Raw genomic sequence first — 12,225 nt, 5'->3', positions numbered from 1 at the left:
CAACCCGCATCGTCGGCACTCGTCCATCGCCTACTTGTCACCCGTCAACTACGAGAGGAGGATATGTTCAACACCGAACCCGCAACCACCGCAATGCACGGCTTGAATCCCAAGCCGTAAATCGTCCGCGGAACGGGGGGAAGTCCATGCGCCTTCCCGAAGGGTAAACCTCGAAAACTCGGCATTTCCTAAGGTGGGTTGAGAAAGATGGGTTAAACTTGGTTTAGGCAAAGCCTTTGCCAAACCCTGTCTTTCGGAGATAAGCCTCATGGGTCAACAAGATATGCAAGACTTGCCGGGATAGGAGAACACGCACGCGCAAGCAGCAGGAGAAGCAGATCGGGGACGTAACCCCGGTAGCGCGTCGACCGCGTGTGCACCGGCTCGATCCCAAGCGCGCTCCGAAGCGCCGCTTGAGCGCGTCGGCGAGGTGTCCAACCGGGTTTAGGACTGCGGCAGCGCCGATCGCGCTTCGCCCGCGAGGTACAGCCAGGTTTCGACCACGGTGTCGGGGTTGAGCGAGATGCTCTCGATGCCCTCATCGAGCAGCCAGCGGGCGAGATCGGGATGGTCCGAAGGGCCCTGGCCGCAGATCCCGATGTATTTCCCGGACCTGCGGCACCCGGCGATGGCGAGGTGCAGGAGGGCCTTGACAGCACCGTCGCGCTCGTCGAAACGGCCGGCCACGAGCGCCGAATCCCGGTCGATGCCGAGCGTGAGCTGTGTGAGGTCGTTCGAGCCGATCGAGAAGCCATCGAAGTACTCCAGAAAGGCCTCGGCCAGGAGACAGTTCGAGGGTAGCTCGCACATCATGATGAGGCGTAGCCCCTCGCGCCCGCGCACCAGGCCGTTGTCCCTGAGCAGCAAGGTCACCTCGCGCGCCTCGTCGAGCGTGCGCACGAACGGGACCATGACCTCGACATTGCGGAAACCGAGGTCCTCGCGCACCTGGCGGAGCGCCCGGCACTCGAGATCGAAGCAGTCGCGAAAGGCCGGTGCGATATAGCGCGCCGCCCCGCGGAATCCCAGCATCGGGTTTTCCTCCCTGGGCTCGAAGCGCTCCCCACCGAGGAGATTGGAATACTCGTTGGATTTGAAATCCGAAAGCCGCACGATGACCGGCTTATCGGCGAAGGCCGCCGCCAGGGTCGCCACCCCCTCGGCCAGGCGCTCGACGAAGAAGCTCACCGGATCGGCATATCCGGCCGCGCGTTGTCGGATCTCCGCCTGCAAGGCGGGCGGCAAGCTCTCATACTCGAGGAGCGCCTTGGGGTGCACACCGATCATCCGATTGATGACGAACTCGATGCGCGCGAGCCCCACCCCATGGTTCGGGAGCGCGGCGAACGCAAACGCGCGCTCGGGGTTGCCCACGTTCATCATGATCTTGACCGGAAGCTCGGGCATTGCTTCGAGCGCGACCGTGCGGTGCTCGAAGTCGAGCCGGCCCTCGTAGACATAACCGGTCTCGCCCTCGGCACAGGACACGGTCACCTCGACGCCGTCGGCGATCCGTCGCGTGGCATCCGAGGTGCCGACCACCGCCGGAACCCCCAGCTCGCGGGCCACGATGGCGGCATGGCAGGTGCGGCCGCCGCGATCGGTCACGATGGCGGCGGCGCGCTTCATGATCGGTTCCCAGTCAGGATCGGTCATGTCGGTCACGAGCACATCGCCGGGCCTGAGCCTTTCCATTCCCTCGACCCCATCGATCAGACAGGCCCTCCCGGCGCCGATCCGCTGCCCGATGCTGCGACCGGTCGCCAGCACCTGCGAGCGGGCTTTGAGGACATAGCGCTCCAGGTGCTGGATCGCGGCCCGACTCTTCACGGTCTCGGGTCGGGCCTGGAGGATATACAGCAGGCCGTCGGTCCCGTCCTTGGCCCATTCGATGTCCATGGGCTGCCCATAGTGTTGTTCGATAGAGAGCGCGTAGCGTGCGAGCGCCTCGGCCTCGGGGTCCGGGATGGAATACCGCTCGCGATCCTCGGGGGGAACTGCGACGACCCGCGTCGGCGCATCGCTCGACTCGCCCAGGACCATCTTTTTCGCCTTGTCGCCGAGGTGGCGCTGGATCACGGCCGGCCGGCCGGCCCGCAGGTTGGGTTTATATACACACAGCTCGTCGGGGTTGACCGCCCCCTGGACCACCAACTCCCCGAGCCCGTAGGCCGCGGTGATGAGGACCACCTCCGGAAACCCCGATTCCGTGTCGAGCGTGAACAGGACGCCGCTCGTGCCCACGTCGCTCCGCACCATGCGTTGGACCCCAGCCGACAGCGCCACGGTCTCATGCGCGAAGCCGTGGTGGGCCCGATAGGCGATGGCCCGGTCGTTATAAAGCGAAGCGAAGACGCGTCTGACGGCCTCGAGCACCGCCTCGACCCCGCGGATGTTCAGGAAGGTCTCCTGCTGGCCGGCGAAGGACGCCTCGGGCAAGTCCTCGGCCGTCGCCGAGGAGCGCACCGCGACGGCCAGTGCGTCCCGCATCCCATCGAGCCCCCGATAGGCCCCCGCGATCGCCTCGGCCAGGCCCGGCGGGAAAGGGGCACCGAGGAGCCATCCGCGGATCTCGGCGCCGGCCGCGGTCAGCGCCCGCACATTCTCCACATCGAGCCCGGCGAGCCGCTTGCGGATGCGCCCTTCCAAGTCCTCTTGGCCGAGAAAGTCGCGATAGGCCTCGGCGGTGGTCGCGAATCCGCCCGGCACTCGAACACCGGCCTCGGAGAGATGCTTGATCATTTCGCCGAGCGAAGCGTTCTTGCCGCCGACCCGGTGGACATCCCGCATCCCGATCGACTGGAAATCGAGGATATAGGCTGGTGTCATCGTCCCCTCCCGGCATCGCGACGCCGGTCTTGTGCGTTTAGACCCCGGCCGGGGGCCCCAGCACTCCGCGGGCCTCGCTCACCGGCGCTTGAACGATCCCACGCCGGCGGTGGCCGCCACAGTGCCGCCATTCTACGCCACGGCGCACGGGCGGTCCTCAAAAAGCGTCCGGCTCGATCCAGCGGCGTATTCCGCGCCTATCCGGCCACCGCTTCCGCGGCTTGGCCGCCCCTTGATCCGGATCGCTAGTGTCGGCCGCTGGCCCCCGTCAATCCCTGCCCGGGGTGACGGATCGCTTCGGTTCGACATGAGCGACTGCCAGACCGTATCGTCGCCTCGATTCGCGATCTCGGTGCCCACGCCTTCCCGGTCAGGATGGCCGTACCCATCCCAGTGGACTCCACGGCTTACCTGTGCGGCCTCCAGCCAGAGCACCAGGGTGCCGTCGACAATGTCGCTGCGAGTCATCAGTGCTTCACCGGAAACCCCTCGCCGCTTGTCTCCTGGGCTAAATGGTGGGATCCTTCAGGCGCCTTGGCCCAATCAGGCGCGCGGCTGGCGCCGTGGATCGCCATCGCTTTTTCAAGCTTCTTGTCCGGCGCGGCTGATCTTATTTCCTTTGGCCAGGCGACGACATAGCCTCCTGTTGTCAGAGGACTCGCAGAGGACCGTGAAGACCGACAGAGATTTCCAGCGTCTGGCGATCGAGGAAGCCAAGTTGAGTCGTCAGGAGAAGCAGCCCAGCCTATTCGTCGGTGTCGTAGTAGTGAGAGACGGTTCCGTTATTGCGAAAGCGCACCGTGGGCAATTCCGCCCCGGCGACCACGCCGAATTTACCGCCCTCGAGTGCGTACTGGCCAAAGTTCGCGAGACGGCCGCAAACTCCACCGTATATACGACTCTCGAACCCTGCATCCTGCGTGGTCCGGACAAGACTCCATGCGCTCAGAGATTGGTGCAGCATCGGGTCAGAAGAGTCATTATTGGAGCTATTGACCCGAACGTAAGTATCAGGGGCGGGGGCGTAAAGCTCCTGCAGACTCACGGAATCGAGGTTCAGCTTTTTGATCACGACCTTGTAAACGAGCTTCACGCGCTCAACCGGGAGTTCGAGCGTGAACAGGCTTCCGCTCCAGTTCGTGTGGCACCGCGAATCGCGTCCCTCACCAATCAGGACACACCTGCAGACGCCTGCCTGGAATTTCTGCGACTCGAGAACCTGTATGCACCGCGGGAAGAGGCCCGCCCTTTTTGACAGGGCGATGGTGATGACTGACGAGGCCGGGGAGCGTACCGGCTGAGACGTTCTGACGATAAACGCCGATGCCGCCGACGCGTTCGAGTCGCATTGTCGGCGCTTTGCCACGGAGACCGCCCACATCATCCAAGAACGTGGCCTCGGTCGGCACTACTTGGCCGTTGCCGTGACTGCTCCAACCGTAGGGCAGGCACACGCGTGCGCAGAGGGCCTCAGTGCGAGGTGCGAAGGCATGAACCCACGCCTAGGAATCTTGGTGCTTCTCGGATGGATGGCACAAAGAGTCTACGTACCTATCACGATCACTGGCGCGTGATACCGTGATGCTGGCCAACTCCGGTTTGGCGCAGACGTTGCCCTCGCTTTCAAACGTGCTACGTTGGCCGCCTCGAACAGCGATTCTTCAACCAGCAAGTTTACGGAGAATGATGTGGCTGCCACAGTGGCTCAGATGACAAAAGGCGAACTCAGGGAAATGATCGAAGCCATCATCGAGCAGAAGTTACTAGAATTGCTTGGTGACCCTGATGAAGGGCTGCCTATTAGAAAGTTGATGCGTGATAGGCTCTTGCGCCAGAAACAGGCTGTTGCAAAGGGTGAGCGGGGTGAACCGTTTGAAGATGTGGTACGACGACTTAGCTTGGAGTGATCACCATGTATCGCATCCTCATCTTAGATGCGGCTATCCATGAATTAGCACGGTTAGATAAACCTGTTGGTCGTCGCATCGTTGAGCGAATCCATTGGCTGGCTGCGAATCTGGACGAGATCAAACCTGAAGCATTGACGGGTGACCTCGCAGGACTCTATAAACGTCGCGCGGGTGATTACCGTGTCCTTTATGAGGTAGTTCACGACGAACAGACGATCGTGATTCATGCGATTGGTCACCGCAGGGAGATTACCGAAAGCGGTAGCGGCTACCTGTACTGGACACCTTCATCCGAATGGGCCGCGAGTGTCGAGTGTCGCTTGGACACGTTCGAGGACAATGAAGAACCATTTCCCGGTCTTACGCCGGATCTAGACACCATCAGTGTGCCCTTAACTATCCGGTATTTCCATCCCGCGGGGTTCTTTGCCACGCTCGGCATGACCTATGTCCGACAAGAGATCGCGGGTCTCTCCGAAGTTCCTGGAGATGGCCGCGATGACTGGCCGACACCGCTCTCGGCTATCGTCTGCCGAAGCGACTCGGCATCATGAGCTTTGGGATCAGGAACCTCCTGGACGAAGAATTCCGATTCCAGGACGACAGTTTTCCTAGTCTGACACCGGTACCCGACCGGGACCCGATCCCAGGAGATTTCCGCGGTAACTTCGGTTTCGTCCCGAACCGCGTCATCTTTACGGTGATCACGCTGAGTTTTTAGGTTCTCGAAGGAGGGTGTCCGATGGAAGCTTGGCTCCTCTGAATTGCGCATCGGTGAACCTGGAGTGCACAGGACCGTTTCGGTAATAACAACCCCGGGCAGGGATTGCCGGCGTCCGGTGGCCGAGGGTAGCGATGTGGGATTTCTGCCCTTGGCGCTATCATAGGGTAAGCCCATGGTCCTCGGCCGTCCGCACCGCTTGGAGATACCTTCGCCATGACCCTCAAACGCTGGCTCATCGCCCTGCCGCTGGTCCTCGTCGCGGCGCTCGCCCAGTCGTATTTCTGGGTGCCGACCTACGAGGACCAGAGCACGGGGAATCCGGCGCGGCTCTCGAAGTATATCGATGCCTCGATCGGCGACGCCGAGGTCCTGAACCCGATCCTGAACGCTGATACAGTCAGCAATCAGATCGTGGGGCTGGTATTCGAGGGTCTCTTGGACCTCGACGCGGATCTGCGGCTGCGCGGACGGATCGCGACGGATTGGGGGGTGACCGAGGAGGCCTACCTGCTGGTCAACCCCGAGCGCCGCTTCCCGGATGGTACGCCGGTGAGCGGGCCGGTGCTCCTGCAACGCATCGCAGAGGGGAGGACGAGCGGTGAATTGCGGGCCCTCGAAGGGCTCGTCACCGCCATGCGCCTCCTGCCGGCGGAGCGGCGCACCGAGACCATCGAGCTGCCGCCGCAGGGCGATGCGGCGCCCCAGAAGCTCGGTGTGGCGGTCGCGGTGCCGGAGCGCCTGCACTTCTCCCTCGGGCGCGTGGACCAGGACTTTTTCGGGTATCTCGAGCGCGTTATCGGCCCCGATTATCTCGCGGGCTTTCCCTACGAGCGCCATATCCGTACCGAGGATCCCGCGGCGCTCGAAACGATACGACCCCGGTTCGCCGAGATCCTGCCGGTCGCCGAGCACAACCCGGTGATCCTCTTTCATCTCCGGAAGGGCGTGCGCTTCCACGACGGCCACGAGGTCACGGCCGAGGACGTGCGCTTCACCTACGAGGCCATCATGAACCCCAGGAACCTATCGCCGCGCGGCTCCGACTTCGAGCCCATCAAGCGCGTCGAGGTCTTGGATCCCTATACCGTACGGGTCGTCTACAAGCGCCTCTATTCGCCCGCCATCAACGCCTGGACCATGGGGATTTTGCCGGCGCATCTCTTGAGCGAGGACGCGCTGAGCCAAGAGATGGCCGCACGCGGGCTCTCGGAGACGGCGCGGGCGGCCTTCGGGATGCGGGATGCCGGATTCAATCGCGCGCCCATCGGCGCCGGTCCGTTCCGCTTCGTCGAATGGCAAAGCGACGAGCGGATCCACCTGAGACGCAACGAAGACTATTGGGAAGGCGCGCCGGAGTATCATGACTATTACCTCCGCATCATCCCCGATCTGCTGACCCAGGAGGTCGAATTTCGCACCGGCGCCATCGATTACTACGGGGCGCTGCCGCACCAGGTCAATCGCTATCTGAAGGACCCAAAATATCAATCATTCACGAGCCTGGCCTTTGCGTATTCCTACATCGGCTATAACCTACGCCGTCCCGTGTTCCAGGATGCGCGCGTTCGCCGTGCGCTCGGGATGGCGATCGACGTCGGCGAGATCATCCAATACCTCCTCTACGGCGAGGGCGAACAGGTGACCGGGCCTTATGCCAAAGAATCGGATTGGTACGACCCCTCGGTTTCTCCCCTGCCCTACGATCCTGTCGGCGCCCGGCGACTCCTGGAAGAGGCGGGTTTCAAGCCCAATAAGGAGGGCTGGCTCGAAAGGAACGGTAAGGTATTCGAGTTCAACCTCATCACCAACACCAACCCCCAGCGCAAGAACATCATGACCGTCGCCCAGAACGCCTGGAAGAAGATCGGCGTGAAGTGCAATACGCAGTATTTCGAGTGGGCGGTGTTCCTCAAGGACTTCGTGAACAAGGGGGAGTTCGATGCCCTGGTGCTCGGCTGGAGCATGACGCCGCTCGACCCCGATCTCTACCAGCTCTTTCATTCGAGCCAGACCGGCCCCGAACAGCTCAATTTCGTCGCCTATAAAAGCCCCGAGGCGGACGACCTCATTGTCGAGATCCGCCAGGAGTACGATCGCGAGCGCCAGCGCAAGCTGGCCCATATGCTCCACCGGCGTATCGCCGAGGACCAGCCCTACACCTTCCTGTACGCGCCGAAGAGCACCCGCGTGCTCGACAAGAAGATCGTGATCGTCGAGCGCGAGCCGGACGGCCGAGAGCGCTACGTGAAGATCTACCCGACGAAGGGCGGTAACATCTCCTACTATTTCAACCGCTGGCGCAAGCTCGCCTACACCCCGGATTTCTGAGCCATGTGGGCCTACATCGTCCGTAACATCGCCCAGCGCCTGGTGCTCTTGTTCTTCGTCTCGATCCTGGCGCACTCCGTCATCCATCTCGCGCCCGGCGAGCCGAGCCAGGTTGATCCCTCGAACCCGCGCATGAAGCCTGAGGACATCGCCCGCATCCGCGCGGCCTTCCACCTCGACGAGCCGCTCTATGTCCAGTACGCCTACTGGCTGCGCGATCTCGCGACCGGGGAGCTCAAATCCTTCAAGGACAGCCAGCCGGTGCTGCCGAAGATCGGGCAGCGTTTCCTCAACTCCCTGCCCTTGTTTATCGGGACCACGCTCATCGTGTGGAGCCTTTCGTTTCCGGTGGGGATCCAGGCGGCGGTCCGGCGCGGCTCGCGCTTCGATCGAACGACGACGGTGCTGGCCTACACGCTCATCTCGATCCCGGGGTTTTTTCTCTCTTACCTCGTGATCCTGGGCGTCGTGAGTTTCTTGAATGTCCCCGTCATCGGCATGAAGACCTTCGGCACCGAGGACGCTGAGCCCGTGTTCCAATTCATGGATCGGATCTGGCACCTGGTCATCCCCTCGCTTATGGGGGCCGCGGGAGGTATCGCGATCCTGTCGCGTTACGTGCGCTCGCAGATGCTGGAGGTGATCTCGCAGGACTACGTGCGCACCGCCCGTGCCAAGGGCCTGCCCGAGGAATCGGTCATTTACGGACATGCGCTGCGCAACGCGCTCCTGCCTTTTGTGACCATGTTCGGGTTCCTGTTACCCGGGCTCATCGGGGGCTCGGTGATCTTCGAGCAGATCTTCGCGTGGCCCGGACTCGGCAGGCTCGGTTACGAGGCAATCCTGGCGCGCGACTTCCCGGTGATCCTGACGCTCAATTTCATCGCAGCGGTCCTGACCTTGGCCGGGACCTTCATCTCGGATCTGCTGTACGTGCTGGTCGATCCACGCATCCGTCTGGAGTGAGAATGGCCAGCACCTCGATAACCCCGGACCTCGTAGAGCCCACGCCCGCGCTGGGGCCAATCTCCGAGGCGTGGCGACGCTTCCGGCGCGACCGGCTCGCCTCAGTCGGCCTCGCGGCCCTGTGTCTCCTACTCTTCGCGGCGCTTGCGGGGAAAGTCCTGACCGAGTGGTGGGTGGTCTTCGATCCAGCCGCCATCCGGCTTCCCGACAAGTTCCTGCCGCCCTTCTCCCCGGCCTCCACGGGGATCCAGGATGTCCCCGTGTTCGGCCATTATCTGCTCGGCACCGACGAGCTGGGCCGCGATGTGTTCGCGCGCATGCTGCAGGGCTCTTTCGTCTCACTCTCGATCGGCTTCATCGCGGTCGGGATCGCGGTCACGGTCGGGATAACCCTGGGCGGGCTGGCCGGTTTTTACGGCAACGTGCGGCTCGGGTTCATTACGGTGGATACGCTCATTATGCGCTTCACCGACACCATGATGTGCTTCCCGGCGTTTTTCCTGGTCCTGACCGTCGTGGCCCTCCTGCCGCCCAGCATCTACAACATCATGGTGGTGATAGGCCTGACGAGCTGGGAGGGCACCGCGCGTTTCGTGCGCGCCGAGTTCCTGTCATTACGCGAGCAGGACTTCGTGGTCGCGGCCGTGGCTTTGGGCGTGCCCGAGCGCCGCATCATCTTCCGCCACATGGTCCCGAACGCCATGGCGCCGGTGCTCGTCTCCGCGACCATCGATGTGGCCGGTGCGATCCTGACCGAATCGGCCCTGAGCTTTTTGGGCTTCGGCGTCCAGCCGCCCTACGCCACCTGGGGCAACATCTTGGCCGACGGCAAGGACTTCATCTTCGACGCCCCCTGGCTCTTCTTCCTCCCCGGCTCTGCCATCCTCATCGTGGTCCTGGCCTTCAATCTGGTGGGCGAGGGCTTGCGGGAGGCGCTGAACCCGAGGCTGCGGGCGCGTTAGATTCTGAGGGAGAAAAGACAATGTCCGGGAAGGACAGGAGGTGTGCCCGAAGTTTTAAATAGGTTTCGGTTAGATTCTTACGTTCCAAACGTTGAACACAAGAAAACCAGCAGGCACCCAAGGCGCGAGCGCGTCACAAACGGGGTATGGGCGAGTGTCGAGCGCACGCCCGAACAGGTGACCGAGGAGGTGTTTCAGGAGGCGCGGCGGCGGGACCCCAAGGGAAAAGCCGCCGTGGATGATTGAATTTCCTATCCTTCATCCTCCGGCGGCGGCTCGATGCCGTGGGCCCGGAGCGCATCGTGCAATGCCGCGAGGCGCGCGTCCTGGGCGTGCAGATGGTCGAGGATGGCATGGAGGGCGTTCGCCACCGGATCGGGCATGTCCTTGGTGGTCCCATACGCGTCGAAGCCGATCCTCTTCGCCATCTCCTCGCGGCGTTCCGAACGATCTCTATTGGGTACGACCACCTGGCCCGGCACCCCGACGACCGTGGCCCCGGCCGGGACTTCCTTTACCACGACGGCGTTGGACCCGATGCGGGCGTGGTCACCGATGGTGATGGGCCCGAGGACCTTGGCGCCGGCGCCGATGACCACATTGCGCCCGAGCGTGGGATGGCGTTTGCCCTTGTTCCAGGTAGTGCCCCCTAAGGTGACGCCATGGTAGAGGCTGCAATCATCACCGATCTCCGAGGTCTCGCCGATCACGATCCCCATCCCGTGATCGATGAAAAAACGCTGGCCGATGCGGGCACCGGGGTGGATCTCTACCCCCGTCAGCCAGCGGCTGATATGGGCGAGAAAACGCGCCGGCCATTTGAACCCGTTGTGCCACAGCCTGTGGCTCACCCGATGTAACAGGATCGCGTGCAAACCCGGGGAGGTGGTCAGGACCTCCAGGGTCGTGCGCGCCGCGGGGTCGCGTTCGAATACGCAGGCGATGTCCTCTTTAATGCGGTGAAACATGGTCGTTACGACTGTTCCTTCGGGATCGACGACCTCCCTCCCTACCGACGCCATAAACGCTCACGCCGCCGTGGCGTAGCGCTTGCACAAACGCTCGCGGAGCGCCATCGGCGTCGGAGATCCGACAGCGGGTGCCGAGCGCGCCCGAGGAGCAATACCCCCCGCGGAAATCGCCTGGTCGTCGAGGGAACGAGGACCTCATCGGCGCAAGGCCGTGCCCCCTGTTCCATCGCAAGTGGCCCATTGCACGTGGCCCTCTCGGCCCGACCCCTGGAACGGGGTGCGACGGACTTTCACGCACGGACGTGAATCGGCCACGGCCTTCGCCTCACGGTGCAGAACGCTTTCGTTCGGGAGGTAATCAGATGAAACCTGCGTGCTCGGGAGATCGAGTGGCCTTGGGTCACCTTGGGGGAGGACTTACGTACCTCTCCTGCCTGCTGCTACTGGCTGGATATACCCTCAACGCGGACGCGGGACCGCTCGACGACCCGCCCCCCGCGTCTCTGCCACCCGCCGGTAGCTACGATACGGCCCCGGCTCGAACACAGTTCGTGGATGAATTCGAGGCTCTGCCGGTGCCGCGCTTCCTCAAAGTGCTCCTTCGCGACGGGATCCGCTATGACTTCGATCGCTACCATAGCCTGGAGCTCGACCTTTTTAGCCGCCTCGCGGACGAACCGGGGGGATTCGGCCAGGTGTTCCTGCAGTGGCGCCTCGCGCTCGACTAGCCCGATCTTCTTTGGCCCGTCACGCCCACGGGCCGGTATGCCATCAAAGACGCCTGTCGGCGCGATTTCTGTACGATGCAGGGCGCGAGCGCTCTGCTCACGATCGGCATACGCTGCCCGAATCGCGGAGCGGCCAAAGGGGGGACCGTCGATCAATTTGGGTCGATCCATCTGGATCGATCCATTTGGGGGCTGATCGAACGGGACCGATCACCTGTCAGGCCAAGCTTGGCGCGCCCGGAGGGACTCGAACCCCCGACCCCCTGGTTCGTAGCCAGGTACTCTGATCCAACTGAGCTACGGGCGCATGTGAAGAAGGACCGCCGATGCGCTCGCGCGAACCGGTGTCTGGCGGAGAGAGAGGGATTCGAACCCTCGATGGAGCTTTTAACCCCATACTCCCTTAGCAGGGGAGCGCCTTCAGCCGCTCGGCCATCTCTCCATTGCACATCAACCCACCTTGCTTGCGCAAGGGTAAAGGATAGCGGACCAGCCGGGCGAGGTAAAGTCGGACCCGATATCTCGTTCGCTAGGCGCCGTCGTCAGGAGCCGGCTCGGTGGGCGACTCATCGACAACCTCGGCGCGGGCCGCTTTTTCCTGCTGGATCCGCTGGTAGATCTCCTCCCGATGCACCGAGATGTCCTTCGGCGCATTGACCCCCAATCGTACCTGATTGCCTTTCACCCCCAGAACGGTGACATTCACGTCATCGCCTATGATCAGTGACTCTCCTACCCGCCTCGTCAGAATCAGCATCTCCTGCCTCCACGGTCATAAACCGTCCATAAGCCCCGCCCGTTGCGGAT

General features: G+C 62.8%; 12 protein-coding genes and 2 tRNA genes. 7 read left to right on the top strand and 7 right to left on the bottom strand.

The features are described 5' to 3' along the window. Positions 1-444: 444 nt before the first annotated feature. The 3 genes from ppsA to M3461_05460 form a co-directional block, all read right to left on the bottom strand. A complete protein-coding gene (ppsA, locus tag M3461_05470) occupies positions 445-2,829 on the bottom strand; it encodes a phosphoenolpyruvate synthase (protein ID MDQ3773835.1) in 2,385 nt (794 codons plus the stop codon). 132 nt (positions 2,830-2,961) lie between these two features. Next, entirely contained in the window at positions 2,962-3,297 is a 336-nt protein-coding gene (locus M3461_05465; protein MDQ3773834.1) for a hypothetical protein, read from the bottom strand. A gap of 277 nt (positions 3,298-3,574) precedes the next feature. Then, the gene (locus M3461_05460) at positions 3,575-3,922 is read right to left on the bottom strand and encodes a hypothetical protein (GenBank protein MDQ3773833.1); all 348 of its coding nucleotides are present in this window, start codon (positions 3,920-3,922) and stop codon (positions 3,575-3,577) included. 544 nt (positions 3,923-4,466) lie between these two features. On the opposite strand from M3461_05460, the gene M3461_05455 reads away from it, so the two are divergent. The 6 genes from M3461_05455 (at position 4,467) to M3461_05430 (ending at position 9,719) form a co-directional block, all read left to right on the top strand. After that, complete coding sequence (locus M3461_05455) at positions 4,467-4,736, top strand: hypothetical protein (protein MDQ3773832.1); 270 nt, start codon at positions 4,467-4,469, stop codon at positions 4,734-4,736. A 5-nt stretch (positions 4,737-4,741) separates the two neighbouring features. Then, positions 4,742-5,293 carry a type II toxin-antitoxin system RelE/ParE family toxin gene (locus M3461_05450; GenBank protein ID MDQ3773831.1) on the top strand — a complete coding sequence of 184 codons (552 nt, stop codon included), beginning with the start codon at positions 4,742-4,744 and terminating at the stop codon, positions 5,291-5,293. Continuing rightward, positions 5,290-5,460, top strand: a complete 171-nt coding sequence (locus tag M3461_05445; protein MDQ3773830.1) for a hypothetical protein — start codon at positions 5,290-5,292, stop codon at positions 5,458-5,460. The genes M3461_05450 and M3461_05445 overlap by 4 nt, the downstream gene beginning before the upstream one ends. Positions 5,461-5,676: 216 nt before the next feature. Then, positions 5,677-7,791 carry a peptide-binding protein gene (locus tag M3461_05440; GenBank protein ID MDQ3773829.1) on the top strand — a complete coding sequence of 705 codons (2,115 nt, stop codon included), beginning with the start codon at positions 5,677-5,679 and terminating at the stop codon, positions 7,789-7,791. A gap of 3 nt (positions 7,792-7,794) precedes the next feature. Continuing rightward, positions 7,795-8,757 (top strand): ABC transporter permease, encoded by a 963-nt coding sequence (locus tag M3461_05435; protein ID MDQ3773828.1) that lies wholly within the window; start codon positions 7,795-7,797, stop codon positions 8,755-8,757. 2 nt (positions 8,758-8,759) lie between these two features. Continuing rightward, the gene (locus tag M3461_05430; GenBank protein ID MDQ3773827.1) at positions 8,760-9,719 is read left to right on the top strand and encodes an ABC transporter permease; all 960 of its coding nucleotides are present in this window, start codon (positions 8,760-8,762) and stop codon (positions 9,717-9,719) included. A gap of 251 nt (positions 9,720-9,970) precedes the next feature. Here the strand turns inward: M3461_05430 and cysE are convergent, their stop codons facing one another. Then, positions 9,971-10,687: a serine O-acetyltransferase gene (gene cysE / locus M3461_05425; protein ID MDQ3773826.1), complete on the bottom strand. Its 717-nt coding sequence runs from the start codon at positions 10,685-10,687 to the stop codon at positions 9,971-9,973. 365 nt (positions 10,688-11,052) lie between these two features. Between cysE and M3461_05420 the strand changes: the two genes are divergently transcribed. Next, positions 11,053-11,418, top strand: coding sequence for a hypothetical protein (locus M3461_05420; protein MDQ3773825.1), 366 nt, complete (start codon positions 11,053-11,055; stop codon positions 11,416-11,418). Between the two features lie 229 nt (positions 11,419-11,647). Here the strand turns inward: M3461_05420 and M3461_05415 are convergent. The 3 genes from M3461_05415 to csrA form a co-directional block, all read right to left on the bottom strand. After that, positions 11,648-11,725 (bottom strand) — tRNA-Arg (locus tag M3461_05415). A gap of 42 nt (positions 11,726-11,767) precedes the next feature. After that, a tRNA-Ser gene (locus tag M3461_05410) sits at positions 11,768-11,860 on the bottom strand. 87 nt (positions 11,861-11,947) lie between these two features. Next, positions 11,948-12,175 carry a carbon storage regulator CsrA gene (gene csrA, locus M3461_05405; protein ID MDQ3773824.1) on the bottom strand — a complete coding sequence of 76 codons (228 nt, stop codon included), beginning with the start codon at positions 12,173-12,175 and terminating at the stop codon, positions 11,948-11,950. Between the last annotated feature and the right edge of the window lie 50 nt (positions 12,176-12,225).

Source organism: Pseudomonadota bacterium (assembly GCA_030860485.1).
GTDB lineage: Bacteria > Pseudomonadota > Gammaproteobacteria > JACCXJ01 > JACCXJ01 > JACCXJ01.
The sequence above is the reverse complement of the archived record's forward strand: the minus strand, read 5'-3'. Positions and strand labels throughout refer to the sequence as shown.